Below are 20,979 nucleotides of genomic sequence, written 5' to 3' on the forward strand. Positions count from 1 at the left end.
CCGATCGCGCCGCAGCCCCCAGTCGCCGCCGGGCCCCCGCGTCGTCAGGTGTCGGGCAGCAGGCCGCGCAGGCGGTGCAGGGCCAGCCGGGCCGCGGCCCGCCCCGAGGCGGGGAGCGGCACGACGTCGAGCAGGGCGTTGCCGCGCGCCCACGCGGGATCGGACGGCAGCCCGCCCTCGGGGCCGGCGTACATCGGCGTGAGCGCACGCCGTACGGCCTCGTCGAGCCCGAGCAGCGGTCCGCCGGTGCGCGGCTGCCAGGTGTGGGCGGGCCGGCAGACCATGTCGTGGTGCAGGGACTCGACGAGGGCGGTCACGGTGTGGAACGGCGCCGTGGTGACCAGCGCGGTCGCGAGCCCGACGAGCCCGGTCGGCGCGACCGGCGCCGGGAGTCGCAGCCGCGCGAGACGTGCCTCCTGGCCGCAGAGGGCCAGCAGGTCGGGATACTCGACGACGTCCGGCCCGCCGAGGTCGACCGCGCCGCGTGGGCCGTCGTCGCCCAGCGCCTCGCGGATCGCGCGCAGCACGTCGGAGACCGCCACCGGCTGCACCCGGCTGCGCATCCATGCCGGGACCGGCTGCACGAGGAACAGCGTCGCGACCTGCCGCACGATCTCGAACGACGTGGAGCCGGCGCCGATGACGACCCCGGCCCGGAGCGCCACCGCACCGTCGGTCGAGGCCAGCAGGATCCGCTCGACCTCGAGCCGGGACGCGATGTGCGCCGACAGCTCGGGCTCGGGCACGTCGGGCACGAGACCGGAGAGGTAGACCAAGCGGCTCACGTCGCTGTCGGCGACGGCATCGGCGACCGTCCGGGCGCCGACGCGGTCGCGGTCGGGGAAGTTGGGGCGATCGAGGGAGTGGACGAGGTAGACGACGGCGTCCACGTCGCGGACCACCTCCGTCACGGGCACGGGGTCGGTGACGTCGCACTGGACGGCCCGGACGCGGTCGTCCCAGCCGAAGCGGTCCGGTCGGGGCGGGGAGGAGGAGGCCGCGACGACGTCGTGCCCACGCTCGACGAGGTGCGGCACGAGCCGCGAGCCGACGTACCCCGTGGCGCCGAGCACCAGGATCCTCATGCCTCCCCCAGGTGCCGGAGCAGGTTGCGGGAGAAGACCGCGCCCATGTGCTTGACCACGCCCGCCATCACCCGCTCGACGGCCGGACGTACCAGCGCCGGGAGCGGGAGGGTGCAGGCGATCTGCAGGTCGATGCTGACCTCGGTGCCCCCGCCGGGGTGGTCGGCGAGGACGTACGTCCCCATCACCGACGTCATCTCGTCGGGCTTGTCGGGGTCGTGGGTGAACACGATCCGCTCCTGCGGGTGCAGGTCCATCACCTCGGTGAACGTCGGCGCGACCGAGACGCCGAGCACGGGGATCGTGCCCATCCGCCAGGTCCAGCGGTCGCCGTCGACCTCGATGCCGGTGACGTAGGGCGTCATCCGCGCAATCAGGGCCGGGTCCGTCAGGGCCGCCCAGACCTCGCTCCGAGCGGAGCGCAGCACCGCCGAGGAGCGGTCGCGGGCACGGAACGTCGCCATGGCGCCACGCTACCGACGGGTTCCAGCGCTCCGCGGTCTGGCGTCGCCGGGGGCGCGGTGCGTGAGGCAGGTTTTGAGGCGCCAGAACGTGCGTGACGCACCGCTCGGGCAGGGGCCGCCCGGGGAGCGGTGCGTGAGGCAGGTTTTGAGGCGCCAGAACGTGCGTGACGCACCGCTCGGGCAGGGGTCGTGCGCGCAGCGGTGCGTGAGGCAGGTTCCGAGGCGGCAGAACCTGCGTGACGCACCGCTCGGGCAGGGGTCGGCCGGGGAGCGGTGCGTGAGGCAGGTTTTGAGGCGCCAGAACGTGCGTGACGCACCGCTCGGGCAGGCGTCAGCCGCGCGGCAGCTCGCCGAGGTTGCGCAGCAGCAGGGCCTCGGCCTTGACGACCTTCTCGAACTCGGCGAGGTGCAGGCCCTCGTTGGCGCCGTGGGCGCGGGTGTCGGGGTCCTCGACGCCGGTCACCAGGACGCTGGCCTCGGGGAACGCCTCGAGGAACTCCGCGATGAACGGGATCGAGCCGCCGACGCCCATGTCGACCGGGGCGGTGCCGTCCCAGGCCTCGGCGAACGCGGCCCGCGCGGCGTCGTACGCCGGACCGCTGGCGTCGATCTGCGTGGCCTCGCCGGTGTCGACGACGGTCGTGGTGAGGGTCGCGCCCCAGGGTGTGTGCTCCTCGAGGTGCGCCTGCAGGCGCGCCACCGCGTTGGCGGTGGTGTCCCCGGGTGCGATGCGCATGCTGATGCGGCAGCGGGCGGCGGGGACGAGGGTGTTCGAGGCTCCCTCGACCTTGGGCGCGTCGAAGCCGGTGATGGTGATCGACGGCTTGGTCCAGAGGCGCTCGACGATCGGGCCGGAGCCGATCCACTCGACGCCGTCGGCGGCGCCGGACTCCGCACGCAGGCGGGCCTCGGGGTACTCCACGTCGGCCGCGGGGCCGGAGTGCAGGCCCTCGACGGCGACGTTGCCGGCGTCGTCGACCAGGGTCGCGACGACGCGGCTGAGGGTGAGGATGGAGTCGGGCACCAGGCCGCCCCACATGCCGCTGTGCACGGCGTGGGTGAGGGTGCGCACCTCCACGTCCATGCGCACCAGGCCGCGCAGGCTGGTCGTGAGGGCCGGCTCACCGATGTCCCAGTTGCCGGAGTCGGCGATGACGATGACGTCGGCGGCGAGCCGCTCCTTGTGCGCCTCCAGCAGCTCGACGAGGGTGTCGGAGCCGACCTCCTCCTCGCCCTCGATGAACATGACGAGGTTGACCGGCAGGTCGTCGCCGAAGATGCGGACCGCGCCGAGGTGGGCGGCGATGCCGGCCTTGTCGTCGGCGGCTCCGCGCGCGTACAGCCGGACGTCCCCGCGCCCGTCCTCACGCTCCGTGGGCTCCCACGGCGGGGAGTCCCAGTCGGCGTGGTCGTTCTCGGGCTGCACGTCGTGGTGGGCGTAGAGCAGCACCGTCGGCGCGCCCTCGGGGCCCGCCTTGCGCGCGATGACGGCCGGGGGCGCACCGTCGTGGGCACGCACGATCTCGGCCTCGAACCCCTCGGCCGCGAACAGGTCGCGGGTGGCCTCTGCACTGCGCTCGACCTCGCCGGCCCGGGCGGGGTCGGCGGAGACGGACTCGATGCGGATCAGGTCCTCGAGGTCGCGGCGGATGCCGGGCATGACCTCGGCGAGGCGAGCGGCGATGTCGACAGTCATGCGCACACCCTAGGAGCAGGTGACGGGACGACGGCGAGGCGGGCTCAGCGGAGCGTCTCGAGCTCCTCGAGCAGCTGGCGGGCGGTCCGCGCGAGGCGGTCGATCCGCTCGTCCGCGGCATCGGGGCGCGCCGACGGCGGGACCGACTCGACGTCGAAGGCGGCCAGGTCGCCGCGGTGCCAGGTCGAGAACTCCTCGAGCGCCCGGCCCTCCCGATCCACGCTGCGACCCTCCAGCAGGAGCAGCGGGGCGCCCACGGCCACGCCGAGCAGGTCGGCCAGCGCGGCGGTCGCCGGGACCGCCCGCACCTGGTGGTGGCCGCCGACCACGTGCCGGTCGAGACGGTCGGCCAGCAGCTGGTGCAGCGAGGCGTCGACGAGGTCGTCGCGGCTCACCGCGTCGGCGACGTCAAAGGGCAGCCACGTGCGAATGTAGCTGAGCACCACCCCGCCGACCGACCGGACGCGGCCGAGCTGCAGCACCCGCTCGTCGGGGATCGACCGCAGGTGGTCGGGGCGCGCGACGACGTCGTACGACACCACGCGCGTCGACACCTCGCCGGCGCCGCCGGCCACCAGTCGCAGCCCCGGGCGCCGGACGTCGCGGTGCACCTCCCGGTGCTCGGCGACGACCGAGCCGCGCCCCCGCACCTTCCGGATCAGGCCCTCGGCCTCCAACGTGGCGAGCGCCTGGCGCACGACGGAGCGCGAGACGTCGAACTCCTGCTGCAGCGCCGCCTCGCTGGGGAACAGGTCGCCCGGGCGCAGGTCGCGGCTGTCCAACCGCTCACGCAGCGCCCGCTCGACCTGGGCGTGCAGGGGCAGGGGGCGCTCGCTCACGGCCGCAACCCTATGCGCCGTCTTGGACCCCGGCCGGGCCGAGGCCCGACCTCAGACGGTGACCCGCTGCGCGGTCCGCCACACCGAGTCCCACCCGGGCGCCAGCGCCGCAGCCCGCCGCGTCGCCAGCACGAGGCTGGCCTCGCGGGCGACGCCCGTGCCGGCGATGTCGAAGGCGGTGCCGTGGTCGACGGACACCCGCACGACGGGCAGGCCGACGGTGATGTTGACGCCGTCGTCGCCGTAGACGGCCTTGAAGGGAGCATGGCCCTGGTCGTGGTAGCACACGACCACCAGCTCCCACTTGCCTCGCACCGCCTGGGGGATCAGCGCGTCGGCCGGGAGCGGGCCGTGGGCGTCGATGCCCCGCTCCCGCGCGCGCTGCACCGCCGGCTCGAGGACGTCGGCGTCCTCGTCGCCGAAGAGACGGTTCTCCCCGGCGTGCGGGTTGAGGCCGGCGACCCCGACGGGGGTGTCGGGACGGCCCATCGCCCCGGCGAACGCGTGCACGAGGTCGAGGACGTCGTCGGTGCGCTCGGGGGTGATGCCCGCGATCGCCTCGGTGAGCGAGACGTGCGTGGTGAGGTGGAAGAAGTAGAGGTCTCCGGCCGACAGCACGAGCGAGAAGTTCTGCACGCCGAACTGCTCCGCGAGGAGCTCGGTGTGCCCGGGGTACTTGTGCCCGCCGGCGTGCATCGCCGCCTTGTTGAGCGGAGCCGTGACGATCCCGTCGATCGCGCCCTCCTTCGCGAGATCGCAGGCGGCGACGACGAAGCGGTACGACCCGTCGCCCGCCACGGCGCTGAGCTGGCCGAGCGGGACCTCCTCCATCGGCTCACCGACCTGGAACACCTCCACGAGCCCCGGGTCGTTGGTCGCCTCGGACGGGTGGTCGACGGTGACGACCACCTCGGGGTCGATGCCGACGAGCGCGGCCGCGCGTCGCAGGGCGCCGGCGTCGCCGACGACGACCGGCACGCACTCCTCGCGCAGGTCGGGGTGGTCCAGCAGGGTGCGCAGGGTGATCTCGGGGCCGATGCCGGCGACGTCGCCGAGGGTGAGGCCGAGGACGGGCAGGGTGCTCATGGTGTGCTCCTCAGGCGCCGCGCACGGCGCCGATCAGTTGGGTCAGGGTCTGGGTGTTCCCGAAGCCGCCCGCCTTCGTGGCGACGACGAGGCCCTCGCGGGGCCCGCCGACCAGCGTGCCGACGGGCACGCCCTCGACGGGCGCGTCCAGGACGCCGATGCCGGTCGCGCCGAGGGCGCGCAGGACCTGCGCCGCCCCGTCGCCGCCGACCAGCACGAGCAGGTCGTGGGACCGGTCGGCGAGGACCTCGGCGGCTCGGGCGCCGAGCTCGCGGGCGCGGCGGTCGGCGGTGCCGTCGACACGCTCGGCGGGGGTGACGAGCAGATCGACCGACGCGTCGGCCGCGCGCTCCAGCTCCGCGACCTGGTCGCGGGCCACGGGGTGGAGCGACGAGACGACGACCAGCGTCCGGCCGTCCGCCGGGACGCTCACGTGACCGAGGGTGGCCGGCGGCGGACCGGCGCGCCAGGCCCGGCCGAGGGCGCCGGCCAGGCCGGCCGAGCCGACGGGCACGGCGTCCGGCCCGATGTCGGCGATGGCGGCGGCGAGCCGGTCGAGGTCGGCCTGGTCACGCGCGTCGACGAGGACGACGTCGTGGTCCTCGGCGGCCCGGCGGATGGCCGTCCCGAGGTCGTCGCCCGTGGCGAGCGCCGCCCCCGGGACGAGCGCGCGCAGGTCGGACTGCTCCACCGGTGTGACCGGATCGTCGCCCGCGGCGCTGCGGTGGACCGGCACGCCCTCGACGAGCACGTGCCCGTCCTCGACCGTGCGGCCCATCGCGGGGTAGGCGGGGCAGAGGACGGCGTACGCCCCGGGGCGCGAGCGCCGGCGACCGGCGACCGCGCCGTGCACCTGCTCGGCCACGCGGCCCCGCACCGTCGAGTCGATCTTCAGGTAGAGCAGGTCGGGAGCGAGGTCGCCCACGGCCTGCGCCGTCACGGCGGCGGCCCGCGGGTCGCGGCGGCTGTCCAGGGTCACGGCGACGGCGTCCTGGGCAGGCTCCTGGCGCCACCCCCCGCTCAGCGAGAGCAGGGAGGACCAGCCCGACCGGGCGAACGACACCACGCTGTCGCCCGCTCCGGTCAGGTCGTCGGCGAGGACCAGGACCTTCACAGGCGAGGTTCCTTGACGCCGAGGTCCATGTCGTCGAGGCGCTCGATCTCCTCCTCGGTGAGGAGGCCGCCCTCCTTCTTGAGCACCGCGGACGCCAGCAGCGGCGCCACGATGGCGGTCACGAGCACGGCGGCCGCGACCTGGGCGGTGGCCGTCTCGACGTACGGCGCGAACTCGGGGTCGGCGAGACCGATGATGGCGGGCGTGGCGATCGCGTTGCCCGCCGTCGTGCCGGCGGCGAAGCCGATGCCGGACCGGTAGCCGCGGCGAAGCAGGAAGCGGTAGCCGAGGTAGACGAACAGGCCGGTGACCGGGGCGACGATGACACCGACGACGAGGCCGCTCAGGCCGCCCTTGACGATGTTGTTGAGGTCGATGCCGGTGCCGAGCGCCAGCGCGAAGAACGGGATCACGATGGCCGGGGTGGGACGCAGGACCTCACGCCAGTGCGGGTTCAGGTTGCCGACCAGCATGCCGAGGAGGAACGGGACGATGGCGGCGACCATGGCGCTCACGGGGATGTCCGCGAGGCCCGAGGCGCCCAGGAAGAGCATCGAGAAGAAGGGGCCGTCGTTGAGCGCCGAGGCGATGTAAGCACCGCGGTCGCGCTTGTCGCCGTAGCGGCCGGTGAAGGCCAGCCACAGCCCGCCGTTGCTGTTGTCCACGGCCACCAGCAACGCCAGGATCGAGACGCCGAGGACGCCGTCGATCCCGACGACCTGTCCCAGCAGGATCACGATCGTCGCCGGGACGATGCTCTTGCAGAGCAGCACGACGCCCGCGGTAGCCACGACCGGCCCGCTCGTCTTGAGCGTCACCTGCGTGCCGGTGGCGAAGATGAGCAGCGCGATCAGCGGCAGCGCGCTGTCCTGGAACAGGGCCGTGGTGAAGGAGCCCATCTCCAGGAAGCCGGAGGCGAACGTGCCCAGCAGCGAGCCGATCACCAGTGGGATCAGCATCAGTCCGCCGGGGATGCGCGCCATCCACTGGTAGAGCGGGGCGATCTCGCGGTCGCCGGTGGTCGGGTCGGTCATGTCGGTGTCACCTCGGGGGATCCGTCTTGTACGTACAACTTGTACGTACAAGCAGAGTCGCACGTGGACGCGACCGTGTCAACCGTCACAGGGGCACGGGTTGGGGTCAGGGCCCCCCGGGACACGGGTGCGGACCCCGGGCCGAGGCGGGCGCGGCAGGGCTGGGGCGGCAGGCGGCGGGAGCCGCGAGGGGAACGGGCGGCGGACGGCCTCAGCGGTCGTCGAGCGACGCCCACTCGCCGCCGCGCTTCTCCATCATCAGCTGCCGCTCGGCGTCGACGAAGCCCAGCCGGCGGTAGAGGCCGATGGCCTCGCCGTCGGTGTCGGCGACGATGACGAGCGTGCGTACGCCGAGGCGGTCGAGCGCGTGCCGGCCGGCCGCGTGGACGACGGCCGCGGCGAGCCCCCGGCGCCGGTGGTCGGGATGGGTCTCGACGCTCTGGAAGCGGGCGACGCCCTCCTCGGTGACGAACACGCCGGCGGTGGAGACCAGCGCCCCGTCGACGAACGCGCCGAAGCGCCGGCCGCGACCGGCGTCGACGAGCCGTCGCTCCTGGACGTTCTTGTTGCGGGCGAAGGCCAGGAACGCCTCCTCGGAGGTCTCCGGGTAGAGCTGCCGGCTCAGCGGCGCGCGCGCCTCCCAGTCCTCCTCGGACTCCAGCGGCCTGACCTCGGCCTCGACCTCGCGGGGAGCGCGGAGCTCGGTGGCGGTGAGCACGGTCGCGACGTCCACGGTCAGGCCTGCGGCCTCGAACGCGGCGCGGGCCTCCTCGGTGAGGTCGGCGGTGTCGATGCCGATGCTGACGTGGTCGGCGTCGGGGAACTCCGTGTGGAACGCCCCCACCACCTCCTTCTCGCCGCCCGGGACGGGAGGTCGGGCGAGCAGGAAGAAGTTGCCCCAGAAGTACGACGGGTTCTCGGGCGAGCGGACCACGAGGTGGGTGCCCCGGTCCTCGACGAGGCTGCCGGACGCGGTCAGCAGGGCCAGGTCGGTGCGGAAGCCGAGGGAGCCGACGTTCATGGGCGGAGGTTAGCCCGACGTCAGCGGGAGGTAGGGCGACAGGTCGGTGCGCTCGCCGCTGGCGACGGCGGCGCCCGAGCCGAGCGCCTCGGCCCACGTCGTCCGTCCGGTCGCGAGTGCGAGCCAGGTCTCCGCGTCGGTCTCCACGACGGCCGGCGGCGTGCCTCGCGTGTGCCGGACGCCGGGGACCACCTGGACGGCGGCGTAGGGCGGGACCCGGACCTCCACGGACCGTCCGGGCGCGCGCTCCTCGAGCACTGCGAGGTAGTGCTTGACCAGCGCCCGCGTGTCGGAGTCCCTCCGGGCGGCGTCGAGCTGCTCGGGGGTCAGGACTCTGAGGCGTGCGGGCACGACCCGAGGCTAGACCGGCGTCGTGCAGGCAGTTCGGACGAGGTGGGCCGGCGGCGAGCGTGGAGCCTCGGCGGCGGCACGCGAACTGCCTTCAGGGTGCTCAGCCGATCGAGTCGAGCACCTCGACGCACGCGTCCCACGCCGGGCTGCTCGGGTCGATGATCCCGAAGTGGCCGCCGGTGACCTCGACGAGGGTGGCGTCCGCACCGGCTGCCGTCGCGGTCTGGACGTAGGTCGCGGCCTGCTCGAACGGCACCGTGTCGTCGTCGCGTGCGTGCACGGCCCACAGGGGCACGTCGAGGGGGACCTGGGCCAGCGGGTCCGCCTCCGCGTACGCCGGCTCCCCGGCGTCACCGAGGAACGCGAGGGCGGCACCGTCGCCGAGGTGCTGGGCGACGGCGGAGCGCAGGTCCAGCACGCCGGCCTGGCTGACGACGTGGGTCAGGGGCGGCCCGTCGGCCCACCGCTCGAAGCGGGTGCGGGCGCCGGCCCAGGCGGCGAGGTGCCCCCCGGCGGAGTGCCCCAGGGCAACGAGCGGACCCGCGGCGCCCGTCGGATCCTGCCGGGCAGCCGCGCCGATCGCTGCATCGACGTCGTCGAGGGTCGCCGGAAAGCCGCCGCCGATGCCGACCCTGCGGTACTCCACGTTGGCCGCGGTCCAGCCGCGCCCGACCAGGTCCTTCGCGAGCGGGGCGCCGTACTCCGCGCCGTACTGCGCCTTCCAGAAGCCCCCGTGGACCACCACCACGAGGCCGCGGCTCCGACCGGCGGGGACGTGCAGGTCGAGCCACTGGCTGGGGTCCTCGCCGTAGGCGATCCTCGTCGGCGCGGTCACGCGGCGAGCCTACGGTGAGCCCACCCGTCGCCCGTCAGGAGCCGAGGACCGCCGGCAGCGTGGCCCGCCAGGCGGCCTTCGCGTCCGCCACCGGGAGGTCGAGGACGCCCTCGACGGCGAGGCTGTCGCCGCCGGTCCGCCCGAGCGGCGTGAGGGGTACGCCGTGCTGCTGCGCCAGCTCGACCAGCGCGTCGGCCCGGTCGTCGGCTACCGTGACGAGGGCGCGGGCGGTGGACTCGGAGAAGAGCGCGACGAACGGGTCGTCGGCCACGCCCGCCAGCGAGACCGAGGCCCCGATGTCGGCGCGGAACGTCGACTCCACCAGCGCCTGCGCCAGACCCCCGTCGGACAGGTCGTGGGCGCTGGTCACGACGCGGTCGCGGGCGGCGTCCTGGAGCAGCGCGGCCAGCGCCTGCTCGGCGGCGAGGTCGAGCCGCGGCGGGAGACCGCCGAGGTGGCCGTGGACGACGTGGGCCCACTCGGAGCCCGACAGCTCCTCGCGGGTCTCACCGAGCAGGAACACCCGCTCCCCCGCCGCGCCGAAGCCGGTCGGCGTACGCCGGGTGACGTCGTCGATCACGCCGAGGACCGCCACGACCGGGGTGGGCAGGATCGCGGTCTCGCCGGTCTGGTTGTACAGGCTCACGTTGCCGCCGGTGACCGGGATGCCCAGCTCGAGGCACGCGTCCTTGAGGCCGCGGCACGCCTCGGCGAACTGCCACATCACCGCCGGGTCCTCCGGGGAGCCGAAGTTGAGGCAGTCGGAGACCGCGAGCGGCCGGGCGCCGCCGGTGGCGACGTTGCGGTAGGACTCGGCCAGCGCGAGCTGGGCGCCCGTGTAGGGGTCGAGCTTGGCGAAGCGACCGTTGCAGTCGGTGGCGACCGAGACGCCGAGGTTGGTCGAGGGGTCGACGCGCACCATGCCGGAGTCGGCCGGCTGCGAGAGCACGGTGTTGCCCTGCACGTAGCGGTCGTACTGGTCGGTGATCCACGACTTGTCGCAGAGGTTGGGGCTGGCCACCAGCCGCAGCAGGGTCTCGCGGAGCTCGGCACCGGTCGTCGGCCGCGGGAGCCGCTCCGCACCGTCGGCCTGGAGCTCGTCCTGCCAGTCGGGGCGGGCGTAGGGGCGCTGGTAGGTGGGTCCGTCGTGGGCAACGGAGCGCGGGGGCACGTCGACGACCCGCTCGCCGTGCCAGTCGATCTCCAGGCGACCGGAGTCGGTGACCTCACCGATCACCACGGCCTCGACGTCCCACTTCGCGCAGATCGCCATGAACGCCTCGACGTCGGCGGGCTCGACGACCGCCATCATCCGCTCCTGCGACTCGCTCATGAGGATCTCCTCGGGCGCGAGCGTGGAGTCGCGCAGGGGCACCCGGTCGAGCTCCACGTGCATGCCGCCGTCGCCGGCCGAGGCGAGCTCGGAGGTCGCGCAGGACAGGCCGGCGCCGCCGAGGTCCTGGATGCCGGCGATCACGCCGGCGGCGAACAGCTCGAGCGTGCACTCGATGAGCAGCTTCTCCATGAAGGGGTCGCCGACCTGCACGCTGGGCCGCTTGGCGGGACCCGTCTCGTCGAAGGTCTCGCTGGCCAGCACCGAGACGCCGCCGATCCCGTCGCCGCCGGTGCGGGCGCCGTAGAGGACGACCTGGTTGCCGACGCCCGACGCCTTGGCGAGGTGGAGGTCCTCGTGGCGCAGCACACCCACGCACAGCGCGTTGACGAGCGGGTTGCCGGCGTAGGTCTCGTCGAAGACCGCCTCGCCGCCGATGTTCGGCAGGCCCAGGCAGTTGCCGTAGCCGCCGACGCCGGCCACGATCCCCGGCAGCACCCGCGCGGTGTCAGGGGCCTCGAGCGGGCCGAAGCGCAGCGGGTCCATCACGGCGACCGGCCGGGCACCCATGGCGAGGATGTCGCGGACGATGCCGCCGACGCCGGTGGCCGCCCCCTGGTAGGGCTCGACGAACGACGGGTGGTTGTGGCTCTCGACCTTGAAGGTCACCGCGTAGCCCTGGCCGATGTCGAGCACGCCGGCGTTCTCGCCGATGCCGGCGAGCATCTTGCCGACCGGGGTCTCCTGCGGGATCTCACCGAACTGCTTGAGGTGCACCTTGGTGGACTTGTAGGAGCAGTGCTCGCTCCACATCACCGAGTACATCGCGAGCTCGGAGCTCGTCGGCCGACGGCCCAGGATCTCGCGGATCCGGGCGTACTCGTCGGCCTTCAGGCCGAGGTCCGCCCACGGCTGCTCGCGCGTGGCGTCGGTGGACGCCAGGGCCACCGTGTCCAGGGTGCCGGTCGCGCCGGACGTCGTCAGTCCGGCGGTCGTCAGGGAGGGGGACTGCGGGGCGCTCGTCTCGGGCACGACCCCAATCTACCGGCGCTGTTGCGCGCGCCCCGCCTCGGGAGTCGGCTCGTGGACGCCGTCGACGACCTCGCGGCGCTCGTCATCGGCACGAGCGGCGCGGCCCACCCCGGTGCGGCCCTCCGCCCGGCCCTCCGCCCGGCCCTCCGCCCGGCCCTCCACCCGACCCTCTGCCGGGCGATCCGACCGGCCGCCCGCGAGGCGCTGCGCCTCGCGCTCGGCGCGGCGGGCAGCACGCTCCGCGCGCTTCTCCCCCAGCACCGCCCGCTTGGACTCCCTGGCCGCCTCCCTCGCTGCTTCCGCGGCCGCCTTGTCCCGGGCGGCGCGCGCGGCGGCCTGCTCCGCGGGAGCCCGCTCCGGGCGTGGCGCCGCCGTCGGTGACGGCCCGGTGCGGCCGCTCGGGGTGCCGCGCGACGTCGTCCCGGCGCGCGCGGCCACGGCGCCGGCGCCCACGCCGCCGATGGGCGGCGCGACCGTGGACGCGGGCGTGCCCCCGCGTCGCCGGGCGGGCAGCCCGCCGGCCGCGGCCGCGGCGGCGCCCAACGGCGCGACGGCAGCCGCGGAGATGCCGGTGAGGTCCGGGAGCGACGCCGCGACCCGGCCCAGGGGCGGCAGTGCGGTCGCGACGCCGCCCTGCGCAGCGCCCGGCACGGACGTGGCGACGGCCGGGGCGGTGCCGACGCCGGACGCCTCCGGCACCGGACCGGCGCCGGGGAACGTGCCGCCTGCGAGCGTCGTCAGCTCGGTGCGCACCGTGACGAGATCGGCCCGCGCCGACCGCAGCCGTGCGCCCTCCTGGTCGAGCGCCAGCGTCAGGCGGCGACGGATCTCCTCCGCCTCCGCCTCGCCGGCCGTGACGGTGCCGCGCTCGTCGTCCTCCGCGGGCGCGAAGACCAGGTGGCGCGCCTCACCGACGACCTCGTGCGGGACCATCGCGACCTTCGTCCACGCCTGGTCCAGCTCCTTCTGCGCCTCGGTGAGGAGGGAGCTCACGGCGCAGAGGAGGCGGGAGACCTGGGCGGCGAGCGTGGTGAACCGGTCCAGGTTGTCGAGCACCCGGCGGCGGTGGTCCTCGTAGCTCTCGGCGGACGACGCGTCCCAGCCCTCGGTGGTCCGCCGAGCCGCGTCGACGAGCTCGTCGCCGTGGCGCGCCATGAGCGTGCCCACCTCGGCCCACCGCCGGGCGGCGGTCTCGAGCGGCCGGACGTCGGCACGCAGCTCCCAGGGGTGGGCCGGCACGGTCAGCGACCCCCCTGCCCCGGCGGGATGGCGGGGACGTCCTGGCCCAGCAGGTGGACGGTCCGGTCGAGGTCGGACGCGACGGCGTCGTCGGCCCGTACGGCGTCCTGCGCCGCGTCGACCAGCCCGGAGACGCCGAGGTCGAGGGCGTCGGTCAGCGCGAAGACGACGTCGCCGGCGTCCGTCAGCGAGTCGAGGTAGGACGCCGTGAGGCCGGCAGCGCCCGCAGCGTCGCCGAGGCGGTCACAGGCCGCGGACAGCTCGGGGAGGGCGTCGACCCAGTCCTGGCGCATGGCCGCCAGGATGCGCTCCGACGAGGCCGCCAGCTCGACGAGCCTGGCCGGCTCGACCTGCATCAGGGAACGCCTGCCGCTTCCGCTCACCTCACCTCGATACCCGCGCGGACGACCGGCGAAACACCCACCCGGCGGTCCTGCGGACGAGTCGATCCGCAACCGTCGGTTTCGCCCGGGCGGGATCGGGGAAGTCGACCAACGACGCGCTGAGCGCCACCTCCTCGCCCAGCCACCGGAACCCCCAGGAGCCGCGATGAACGCCGTGATGACCGTCGACCTTTCGGAGCTCGACGCCTGGACCGTCCAGGTGCAGCGAGCCGGCGACGACCTGGCCGGCATCGCGCGCAACGGGGGTCACAGCCTGGTCCAGGCCGACTTCGGCCCCATCCTGGAGACCATGACGGGCGCCTACCACGCGCTCCTCCCGTCGCTGCACCAGTCGCTGGAGGACAACGGCGCCGGGATGCGCGACCACGCCGAGGCTCTGCGCGCCACCGCCCGCGACTTCACCCTGACCGAGGACGGCATCGTCCGTCGCCACCAGGCCCGCGGCGTCGACGGTCGGGACGGATCCGCCGGGTTCTGGGACGTCGCCGACACCACGATCCGCCGTGCTGCTCCGACCGAGACCAGCCTGCCCCGCATCAGCCTCGGGTTCCCCTACGACACCGTGTGCGACCTGGTGCGGATGCTCACCGGCTTCGACATCCGCGCCGAGCTGGCCGACAGGATCGGTGGTGACGTGGTCGGCGCGTCCAGCCAGGGCTCGTGCCTCGGGAACCTCGGTCAGTCGATGCAGGGTGTCGCCGCCAACCTGCAGAGCGGCGGGCAGACCATCTCCCGCACGTGGCAGGGCGGCGCCTCCGACGCGGCGATCAGGCAGATCGGCACCTGGGTCGGGTCGCTCGACGCCCAGGCCGGCCAGCTCGTCCAGATGGGTCAGACCGTCGTCCAGATCTGCCGCGACGCCTGGCAGACCGCGCTGTCGGTGGTGCAGTGCGTGCAGTCCGCGGTGCAGACCGTGTCGTCCGCGCTCGCCACCATGAGCATCCCCGGCGTCGGCTGGGCCCGCGTCGTGCAGGCGGTGTGGCAGGCGTTCGAGGCGGTGATGAAGGCGTACAAGGCCCTCGTGAAGCTCATCGACGTCCTCACGCAGGTGCGCTCGCTCATCGAGAGCGTGAAGGGCTTCTTCGACGGCGATAGGGCGCCCGTCTCCAGGCCGACCGCGCCCGCCGCGACCGGTGCGCCGAGCAGCCTCACACGCGACCCCGGCACCGTCACGACGCCGACCATCGGCCAGCGGCCGGCACCCGTCGCGCCGGCCGCCCCCGCGGCCGTCACGGCGTAGGCGCCCGGCATGGACGAGCCCCGCAGCCAGGCCGAGATCCTCGCGGCCATCGCCGCGGCCCGCGAGGACCTGACGGCCGGCCTCGCCGACCTCAGGGCGACCGTCGAGGAGCTGAACGCCCGCCCGCTGCTCACCGAGGACGAGAGGGAGGCCCTCGAGGAGCAGGCGCGGTCGGGCGAGCTCGGGGAGGACATGCAGGCGCTGGTCGCGAGGATCACGAGCGGGGAGGACACCTGGGAGCGGGTGTTCTCGGGCGAGTCCCCCAACGGCGCCCTGCTGCAGGGACACCTCTCGAGGATGGTCGAGGAGCACCAGGAGGACATCGCCCTCGCCTTCGAGGAGCTGGTCGAGCAGGAGGAGGCGAGGGGCAACTACCTCCTCGACGAGGTGCCGGACCGCGGCTCCGGAACTACCGCAGTGTAGTTCACGCGAACCACTGTTACGGCTGTGACTGGTGTGGTTTCGTGGCGCCCGCCCGCCCACACCCCGCCTGCTGGAGTCCTCATGCGACGCCTCGCCCTCGCCGCCCTCGCGCTCGTCCTCGTCCCCGTCGTCGGACCCGCTCCCGCGACCGCTGACGGAGCCGGCTCCCGCGCGGCCGGCACGCCTGCGGCCGGCGCGCCTGCGGCCGGCGCGCCTGCGGCCAGCGCCCGGAAGCTGGCCACCCAGCGCCAGATCGCCCTGGCCACCCCGGGCGACTTCACCGGTCACGGCTTCGACCAGTGCCTGGCGCCGACGCAGGCGGCGATGGACACGTGGTGGCGCACGTCCCCGTTCTCCGCGGTGGGCATCTACATCTCCGGCGACTCGCGCGCCTGCCGCTCCCAACCGAACCTCAGCCCGACCTGGGTCGCGACCCAGGTCGCGCGCGGCTGGCGGCTGCTCCCGATCGCCCTCGGCCCGCAGGCCTCCTGCCAGCCGCGGTTCCCCCGCTACAAGGACGACTTCTCGATCTCGCCGAACCCGACGGGCGGCTACGCCCAGGCGGCCCGGCAGGGGGCGGCCGAGGCCGACGAGAACGCCGCCGACGCGGCGGCGTACGGGATCGGGCCCGGCAGCACGATCTGGTACGACCTCGAGGGCTTCGACCTCGGCAACACCCACTGCCGCGAGTCGGCGCTGGTCTTCACCTCGGCGTGGGTGACGCGGATCAAGGCGCTCGGCTACGTGGCCGGCTTCTACTCCAGCGCCAGCTCCGGCATCAAGATGCTCGACGACGCGCGGCGGCTGCGGCCCGGCCGGTTCGCGCTCCCCGACCGCATCTGGATCGCCCGCTGGGACGGTGCGGCCAACACCTCCACGACGTACATCCCCGAGGACGGCTGGCGCCCGGGCGGCCGGATGAAGCAGTACCGCGGTGGCCACGACGAGACGTGGGGCGGCGTCACGATCAACATCGACAGCAACTTCATCGACCTCGGCGCAGGCTCCCAGCCCCGGCCGGAGGGCCGCTGCCCCGGCACCCGGCTCGGCTACTGGAAGTACCCGACGCTCTCGCCCGCCTCGGCGCAGGCGACGCGCGTGAAGGTGCTGCAGTGCCTGCTCGAGGAGCAGGGCACCTACTCCGGTGCGGTGAGCGGCTCGTACGACGCGGCCACGATCGCCGCCGCCCGGGCCTGGCAGGCCGCCCGCAGGTTCACCCCGACCGACACCTTCGAGAAGCGGCACTGGGTCGCCCTGCTCTCCGCGGGGGCACGTACGACGGTCAAGCGCGGCTCCTCCGACGAGGCGGTGCACCGGCTGCAGCGCGCGCTCAACGCGGCCGGCGCCGGGCGGTTCCGCGCGACCGGCGTGTTCGACGCGAAGACCGAGTCGGCGCTGCGGGCGTACCAGTCCCGCCTCCGGATCGCGGTCTCCGGGGTCGCGACGCGGCAGACCTGGAACAAGCTCCAGCGGGGGTTGTGAGGGCGGCGGCCTTCTCGAATCCCCCGCTTAAGCGGGGGATTGCGAACTTCCGGGGGCCTGCACACCCCGAGAAGTTCGCAGAGCCCCGCCTAAGCGGGGGATCAGGGAGTGGGTGGGGTGGGTGGGGCGGACCGCCGCCCGCGCGTCAGGCCGGAGGACCGACGAGGAGCGCCACGCCGGTCAGGCCGGCGACGGCGACGAGGCCGACCAGCAGGCCCTGGGCGGGGCGCCGCAGGAGCCACGCGGTGACCGTCTCCAGCGGCCCGCGGGGGTGCTCCGAGCGCAGCCGCCAGGCGTCGCCGAGCAGCCTGGAGCGCTCGGCGTACCTCTCGAACGGCACCGTCGCGAACGGCGGCACGGCGGCGACCAGGCCCAGCGCCAGGCGGCTCACCGGCCACCGCTGGTCGACCCACAGCAGCACCGTCGCCAGGCAGTACGCGATGAACACGACGCCGTGCACCATGCCGAAGACCCGGACCCCGAGCTCGGTCGTCTCGGTGACGTACTTGAGGAACATGCCGGTCAGGAGCAGCGCCCAGGTGACCGCCTCGGCGACCGCGACGACGCGGTGGAGCCGGCGTGGGGTCACGCGGAGGCTCCGGCGAAGGCGTGCTCCACCAGCGAGGTGAAGAAGCCCAGTCCGTCGGTGCCGGGGCCGGTGAGGTCCTCCACTGCGTGCTCGGGGTGCGGCATGAGCCCCACGACGTTGCCGCGCTCGTTGGAGATGCCGGCGATGTCGCGCAGCGAGCCGTTGGGGTTGCCGTCGAGATAGCGCGCGACGACGCGGCCCTCGCCCTCGAGCAGGTCGAGGGTGTGCTCGTCGGCGACGAAGCCGCCCTCGCCGTTCTTGAGCACGATGGTGACCTCCTGGCCCGGTGCGTACGCCGAGGTCCACGGGGTGTCGACGCGCTCCATGCGCAGCCGCTGGTCGACGCACACGAACCTGCGGTGGTCGTTGCGGATCAGCGCACCGGGCAGCAGGTGCGACTCGCACAGGATCTGGAAGCCGTTGCAGATGCCCAGCACCGGCATGCCCTTGCCCGCGGCCTCGATCACCGAGGTCATCACCGGCGCGAAGCGCGAGATGGCCCCGCAGCGGAGGTAGTCACCGTAGGAGAAGCCGCCGGGCAGCACGACCGCGTCGACGCCCTTGAGGTCCTCGTCGCCGTGCCAGAGGGCGACGGCCTCGTTGCCGCCGATGCTCACCGCGCGGCGGGCGTCGACGTCGTCGAGCGAGCCGGGGAACGTGACGACGCCGACCCTCATCGGCCCGCCCCCTGGGCGACCTCGGCCACGGAGTGCTCCTCGACGTGGACCTCGAAGTCCTCGATCACCGGGTTGGAGAGCAGCGTCCCGGCGACCTCCTCGATCCGGGCCAGCACGGCGTCGGTGATCTCGCCGTCGACCTGCAGCTCGAACCGCTTGCCCTGACGGACGTCGGTGACGAGGTCGAACCCGAGGCGGGGCAGTGCTCCGAGCACCGCCTTGCCCTGGGGGTCGAGGATCTCTGGCTTGGGCATGACGTCGACGACGACTCGGGCCACGAAGTGCTCCTGGGGACAGGCTGGAGGGGGCGAGCACGATTCTAGTGACCGGGCGGCCGGGTCCGAAGTCGGCGACGCATGCCCGGACGCCAGGCGGGTACGCGGGGTGCTCACCGTGCGACGGAGGTGGCAGGAGGTGCCCATGATCCGGGTCGGCATCTCCGGCTGGAGGTACGCCGGGTGGCGCGGGCAGTTCTACCCGCCGGGGCTTCCGCAGCGGCTCGAGCTGGCCCACGTCGGCGAGCGGATGACCAGCGTCGAGATCAACGGCTCGTTCTACTCGCTGCAGCGGCCGTCGAGCTGGCGGACGTGGGCCGAGCAGGTGCCCGAGGACTTCCTCTTCGCCGTCAAGGGCCCCCGGTTCATCACGCACATGAAGAAGCTCGTGGACGTCGAGGTGCCCCTCGGCACGTTCCTCGCCTCCGGCGTGCTGTCGCTCGGCGACCGGCTGGGGCCGATGCTGTGGCAGCTGCCGCCCAACCTGGGCTTCCACCCCGACCGGCTGGCGTCCTTCTTCGACCTGCTCCCGCGTCGCACCACCGACGCCGCCGCGTACGCCGCCGCCCACCACGACCCCGACCGGCTCAAGGAGCCCGCCGACCCCACGACGCCGGTCGACCGGCCGCTGCGGCACGTCCTGGAGGTCCGGCACCGCTCCTTCCGCACCCCCGAGTTCTGCGAGCTGCTCCGCGCCCACGACATCGGCATGGTCGTCGCCGACTCGGCGGGCACGTGGCCGATGTTCGACGAGGTCACGAGCTCGCTCGTCCACGTCCGCCTGCACGGTGACGAGGAGCTGTACGCCAGCGGGTACTCCGACGCCGCCCTCGACATGTGGGCCGACAAGGTCCGGGGCTGGGCGGCGGCCGGCCTCGACGTGCTCGTCTACTTCGACAACGACGCCAAGGTGCACGCCCCGTTCGACGCGATCGCGCTGCAGGAGCGGCTCGGCATCACGCCCGCGGGGCCGAGGCCCCCGCCCCGGTGACGCTCCGTCGGCCGTAGGTCACCTGGGGCGGCGCGACGCCGCGATCACCAGCGCGACGCCGAGCCCGGCGACGAGCGGCCCGATGATCGCCCACACGGCCTCGTCGGTCATCGGGCTGCCGCCGACGTAGCCGAGGCCCTGGCCGGTCCACAGCGCGCCGACGAGGACCATGAGCACACCGAGGGCGACGAGCAGTGCACGCATCAGGCCAGCTCCCGCTTGAGGATCTTGCCGGTGGCGGTCATGGGCAGCGCGTCGACGAACTCGACGATCCGCGGGTACTTGTAGGCCGCCATCTGGTCCCTGGCCCACGCGACCAGCTCGTCCTCGGTGAGGTCCGCGCGCTCGGCGCGGATGACGAAGGCCTTGATCTCCTCGCCGTGGCTCTCGTCGGGCACGCCGATGACGGCCGCCAGCGACACGCCGGGGTGGGTCAGCAGGACCTCCTCGATCTCGCGGGGGTACACGTTGTAGCCGCCGCGGATGATCATGTCCTTGGACCGGTCGACGATGTAGTACCAGCCGTCGGAGTCCTTGCGGGCCAGGTCGCCGGATCGGAACCAGCCGTCGACGATCGCCTCGGCGGTCGCGTCGGGGCGCCCGTGGTAGCCCTTCATGACGTTGGGGCCCTTGATCGCGATCTCGCCGACGACGTCCTCGCCCTCGTCGAGGTCCTCGCGCACGCCGGGCTCCGGGCTGATCAGCTTCATCTCGACCCCGGGGATGGGGACGCCGATCGAGCCCACCCGCACCGGCTCGCCGTACACCGAGAAGCTGGCCACCGGCGAGGTCTCCGATAGTCCGTAGCCCTCGAGGATCGTCACCCCGAAGCGGCGCTCGAACTCCTTGTGCACCTCCACCGGCAGCGCGGAGCCGCCGGCGACAGCGACGCGCACCCGCTCGGCCACCGTCCGCACGTCGACGCCGGAGTCGTCGAGGGCGCCGAGCAGGCCCCAGTACATCGTGGGGACGCCCGCGAAGAAGGTGACGCCCTCCTTCTCCATCAACGACAGCGCGGGGCCGGCCTCGAACCGCGGCAGCAGCACGATCGTTCCGCCGAAGGCGAACCCGGCGTTCATGATCACCGTCTGGCCGAAGGAGTGGAAGAGCGGCAGGACGCAGAGCAGGGTGTCGGGGCGCTCGGCGTCGGCGTCGAACAGCTGGTCGCTGACGAGGGCGTTGGAGATCATGTTGCGGTGCATCAGCTCGGCGCCCTTGGGCTGGCCGGTGGTGCCGGAGGTGTAGAGGATGACCGCGGTGTCGTCGCCGTCCACGTCGCGGGTCTCGAAGACCGGCGACCGGCCGACGAGCGCCTGACCGAGCGTCTGGGCCCCCGGGATCGGCGACTCGGCGGCCGGGTCGGCGGTGATGACGAAGAAGTGCTCGCAGCCTGCGGCCTGCTCGAAGCCGGCGTGCCCCTCGGCGCCGATCGGCAGCTCGGCGGTGCCCTGGAAGCAGAAGTACGCCTTCGCGTCCGAGTCGTCGAGGTGGTAGGCCACCTCGCGTCCCTTGAGCAGCACGTTGAGCGGCACCACGGTCGCCCCGGCCTTGAGGATCCCGTAGTAGACGATCGGGAAGTGCGGCAGGTTCGGGCAGCTCAGCGCCACCTTGTCGCCCGGCTCGATGCCGCGGGAGACCAGCAGGTCGGCGACCTGGTTGGCGGCGGCGTCCACCTGTGCGTACGTCAGGCGCGTGTCGCCGAGCACGAGCGCCGTGCGGTCGGGGTGGGCCTCGGCGGAGCCTTCGAGGAGCGAGGAGAGGTTCGGCAT

The 20,979-nt window shown here is 73.9% G+C and carries 22 protein-coding genes; 4 read left to right on the forward strand and 18 right to left on the reverse strand.

Features of this window, described 5'->3' with window-relative positions:
* Positions 1 to 44 precede the first annotated feature (44 nt).
* The 13 genes from J3P32_RS06540 to J3P32_RS06600 form a co-directional block, all read right to left on the reverse strand.
* A complete protein-coding gene (locus J3P32_RS06540; protein WP_210439001.1) occupies positions 45 to 1,085 on the reverse strand; it encodes an NAD(P)H-binding protein in 1,041 nt (346 codons plus the stop codon).
* Complete coding sequence (locus tag J3P32_RS06545; RefSeq protein ID WP_210439002.1) at positions 1,082 to 1,549, reverse strand: SRPBCC family protein; 468 nt, start codon at positions 1,547 to 1,549, stop codon at positions 1,082 to 1,084. The genes J3P32_RS06540 and J3P32_RS06545 overlap by 4 nt, the downstream gene beginning before the upstream one ends.
* A gap of 331 nt (positions 1,550 to 1,880) precedes the next feature.
* A complete protein-coding gene (locus tag J3P32_RS06550) occupies positions 1,881 to 3,245 on the reverse strand; it encodes a dipeptidase (RefSeq protein WP_210439003.1) in 1,365 nt (454 codons plus the stop codon).
* Between the two features lie 44 nt (positions 3,246 to 3,289).
* Positions 3,290 to 4,084, reverse strand: a complete 795-nt coding sequence (locus J3P32_RS06555; RefSeq protein WP_210439004.1) for a GntR family transcriptional regulator — start codon at positions 4,082 to 4,084, stop codon at positions 3,290 to 3,292.
* Between the two features lie 51 nt (positions 4,085 to 4,135).
* Entirely contained in the window at positions 4,136 to 5,170 is a 1,035-nt protein-coding gene (gene pdxA, locus J3P32_RS06560) for a 4-hydroxythreonine-4-phosphate dehydrogenase PdxA (RefSeq protein WP_210439005.1), read from the reverse strand.
* 10 nt (positions 5,171 to 5,180) lie between these two features.
* Positions 5,181 to 6,284, reverse strand: coding sequence for a four-carbon acid sugar kinase family protein (locus tag J3P32_RS06565; RefSeq protein ID WP_210439006.1), 1,104 nt, complete (start codon positions 6,282 to 6,284; stop codon positions 5,181 to 5,183).
* Positions 6,281 to 7,318: a 2-keto-3-deoxygluconate permease gene (locus J3P32_RS06570; protein WP_210439007.1), complete on the reverse strand. Its 1,038-nt coding sequence runs from the start codon at positions 7,316 to 7,318 to the stop codon at positions 6,281 to 6,283. Before J3P32_RS06570 ends, J3P32_RS06565 begins: the two co-directional genes overlap by 4 nt.
* 211 nt (positions 7,319 to 7,529) lie before the next feature.
* Positions 7,530 to 8,339, reverse strand: coding sequence for a GNAT family N-acetyltransferase (locus J3P32_RS06575; RefSeq protein ID WP_210439008.1), 810 nt, complete (start codon positions 8,337 to 8,339; stop codon positions 7,530 to 7,532).
* 9 nt (positions 8,340 to 8,348) lie between these two features.
* Positions 8,349 to 8,690, reverse strand: coding sequence for a sterol carrier family protein (locus J3P32_RS06580; protein WP_210439009.1), 342 nt, complete (start codon positions 8,688 to 8,690; stop codon positions 8,349 to 8,351).
* Between the two features lie 100 nt (positions 8,691 to 8,790).
* Positions 8,791 to 9,525 carry an alpha/beta hydrolase gene (locus J3P32_RS06585; protein WP_210439010.1) on the reverse strand — a complete coding sequence of 245 codons (735 nt, stop codon included), beginning with the start codon at positions 9,523 to 9,525 and terminating at the stop codon, positions 8,791 to 8,793.
* A 34-nt stretch (positions 9,526 to 9,559) separates the two neighbouring features.
* Entirely contained in the window at positions 9,560 to 11,842 is a 2,283-nt protein-coding gene (purL, locus tag J3P32_RS06590; protein ID WP_374222527.1) for a phosphoribosylformylglycinamidine synthase subunit PurL, read from the reverse strand.
* A 57-nt stretch (positions 11,843 to 11,899) separates the two neighbouring features.
* On the reverse strand, positions 11,900 to 13,129 hold the full coding sequence (locus tag J3P32_RS06595) for a hypothetical protein (RefSeq protein WP_210439011.1): 1,230 nt from the start codon (positions 13,127 to 13,129) through the stop codon (positions 11,900 to 11,902).
* Between the two features lie 2 nt (positions 13,130 to 13,131).
* Positions 13,132 to 13,485: a hypothetical protein gene (locus J3P32_RS06600; protein WP_210439012.1), complete on the reverse strand. Its 354-nt coding sequence runs from the start codon at positions 13,483 to 13,485 to the stop codon at positions 13,132 to 13,134.
* A 205-nt stretch (positions 13,486 to 13,690) separates the two neighbouring features.
* Between J3P32_RS06600 and J3P32_RS06605 the strand changes: the two genes are divergently transcribed.
* From J3P32_RS06605 to J3P32_RS06615, 3 genes are all read left to right on the forward strand, one after another.
* Positions 13,691 to 14,773, forward strand: coding sequence for a hypothetical protein (locus J3P32_RS06605; RefSeq protein WP_210439013.1), 1,083 nt, complete (start codon positions 13,691 to 13,693; stop codon positions 14,771 to 14,773).
* A 9-nt stretch (positions 14,774 to 14,782) separates the two neighbouring features.
* Positions 14,783 to 15,196: a hypothetical protein gene (locus J3P32_RS06610; RefSeq protein ID WP_210439014.1), complete on the forward strand. Its 414-nt coding sequence runs from the start codon at positions 14,783 to 14,785 to the stop codon at positions 15,194 to 15,196.
* An 81-nt stretch (positions 15,197 to 15,277) separates the two neighbouring features.
* Positions 15,278 to 16,678, forward strand: coding sequence for a glycoside hydrolase domain-containing protein (locus J3P32_RS06615; RefSeq protein ID WP_210439015.1), 1,401 nt, complete (start codon positions 15,278 to 15,280; stop codon positions 16,676 to 16,678).
* A gap of 145 nt (positions 16,679 to 16,823) precedes the next feature.
* On the opposite strand, the gene J3P32_RS06620 is transcribed toward J3P32_RS06615, so the two are convergent.
* The 3 genes from J3P32_RS06620 to purS are packed head-to-tail and all read right to left on the reverse strand — an operon-like array spanning position 16,824 to position 18,222.
* Entirely contained in the window at positions 16,824 to 17,267 is a 444-nt protein-coding gene (locus J3P32_RS06620; protein WP_210439016.1) for a DUF3817 domain-containing protein, read from the reverse strand.
* Positions 17,264 to 17,944, reverse strand: a complete 681-nt coding sequence (purQ, locus tag J3P32_RS06625) for a phosphoribosylformylglycinamidine synthase subunit PurQ (protein WP_210439017.1) — start codon at positions 17,942 to 17,944, stop codon at positions 17,264 to 17,266. Before purQ ends, J3P32_RS06620 begins: the two co-directional genes overlap by 4 nt.
* Positions 17,941 to 18,222: a phosphoribosylformylglycinamidine synthase subunit PurS gene (gene purS / locus J3P32_RS06630; protein WP_210439018.1), complete on the reverse strand. Its 282-nt coding sequence runs from the start codon at positions 18,220 to 18,222 to the stop codon at positions 17,941 to 17,943. The genes purQ and purS overlap by 4 nt, the downstream gene beginning before the upstream one ends.
* 142 nt (positions 18,223 to 18,364) lie before the next feature.
* Here purS and J3P32_RS06635 point away from each other — a divergent pair, with 142 nt between their 5' ends.
* Positions 18,365 to 19,210, forward strand: coding sequence for a DUF72 domain-containing protein (locus tag J3P32_RS06635; RefSeq protein ID WP_210439019.1), 846 nt, complete (start codon positions 18,365 to 18,367; stop codon positions 19,208 to 19,210).
* A gap of 18 nt (positions 19,211 to 19,228) precedes the next feature.
* Here the strand turns inward: J3P32_RS06635 and J3P32_RS06640 are convergent, their stop codons facing one another.
* Positions 19,229 to 19,414 carry a hypothetical protein gene (locus J3P32_RS06640; RefSeq protein WP_246849954.1) on the reverse strand — a complete coding sequence of 62 codons (186 nt, stop codon included), beginning with the start codon at positions 19,412 to 19,414 and terminating at the stop codon, positions 19,229 to 19,231.
* Positions 19,414 to 20,979, reverse strand: coding sequence for a long-chain-fatty-acid--CoA ligase (locus J3P32_RS06645; RefSeq protein ID WP_210439020.1), 1,566 nt, complete (start codon positions 20,977 to 20,979; stop codon positions 19,414 to 19,416). The genes J3P32_RS06640 and J3P32_RS06645 overlap by 1 nt, the downstream gene beginning before the upstream one ends.

It is taken from the genome of Nocardioides xinjiangensis (genome assembly GCF_017916385.1).
Taxonomy (GTDB): domain Bacteria; phylum Actinomycetota; class Actinomycetes; order Propionibacteriales; family Nocardioidaceae; genus Nocardioides; species Nocardioides xinjiangensis.

Excerpts from the sequence above, each read along its gene's own strand:
- J3P32_RS06540 (WP_210439001.1), bottom strand. The coding sequence starts at position 1,085 with ATGAGGATCCTGGTGCTCGGCGCCACGGGGTACGTCGGCTCGCGGCTC.
- J3P32_RS06545 (WP_210439002.1), bottom strand. The coding sequence starts at position 1,549 with ATGGCGACGTTCCGTGCCCGCGACCGCTCCTCGGCGGTGCTGCGCTCC.
- J3P32_RS06550 (WP_210439003.1), bottom strand. The coding sequence starts at position 3,245 with ATGACTGTCGACATCGCCGCTCGCCTCGCCGAGGTCATGCCCGGCATC.
- pdxA (WP_210439005.1), bottom strand. The coding sequence starts at position 5,170 with ATGAGCACCCTGCCCGTCCTCGGCCTCACCCTCGGCGACGTCGCCGGC.
- J3P32_RS06570 (WP_210439007.1), bottom strand. The coding sequence starts at position 7,318 with ATGACCGACCCGACCACCGGCGACCGCGAGATCGCCCCGCTCTACCAG.
- J3P32_RS06575 (WP_210439008.1), bottom strand. The coding sequence starts at position 8,339 with ATGAACGTCGGCTCCCTCGGCTTCCGCACCGACCTGGCCCTGCTGACC.
- J3P32_RS06600 (WP_210439012.1), bottom strand. The coding sequence starts at position 13,485 with ATGCAGGTCGAGCCGGCCAGGCTCGTCGAGCTGGCGGCCTCGTCGGAG.
- J3P32_RS06605 (WP_210439013.1), top strand. The coding sequence starts at position 13,691 with ATGACCGTCGACCTTTCGGAGCTCGACGCCTGGACCGTCCAGGTGCAG.
- J3P32_RS06610 (WP_210439014.1), top strand. The coding sequence starts at position 14,783 with ATGGACGAGCCCCGCAGCCAGGCCGAGATCCTCGCGGCCATCGCCGCG.
- J3P32_RS06615 (WP_210439015.1), top strand. The coding sequence starts at position 15,278 with ATGCGACGCCTCGCCCTCGCCGCCCTCGCGCTCGTCCTCGTCCCCGTC.
- purQ (WP_210439017.1), bottom strand. The coding sequence starts at position 17,944 with ATGAGGGTCGGCGTCGTCACGTTCCCCGGCTCGCTCGACGACGTCGAC.
- J3P32_RS06635 (WP_210439019.1), top strand. The coding sequence starts at position 18,365 with ATGATCCGGGTCGGCATCTCCGGCTGGAGGTACGCCGGGTGGCGCGGG.
- J3P32_RS06640 (WP_246849954.1), bottom strand. The coding sequence starts at position 19,414 with ATGCGTGCACTGCTCGTCGCCCTCGGTGTGCTCATGGTCCTCGTCGGC.
- J3P32_RS06645 (WP_210439020.1), bottom strand. The coding sequence starts at position 20,979 with ATGCCGAACCTCTCCTCGCTCCTCGAAGGCTCCGCCGAGGCCCACCCC.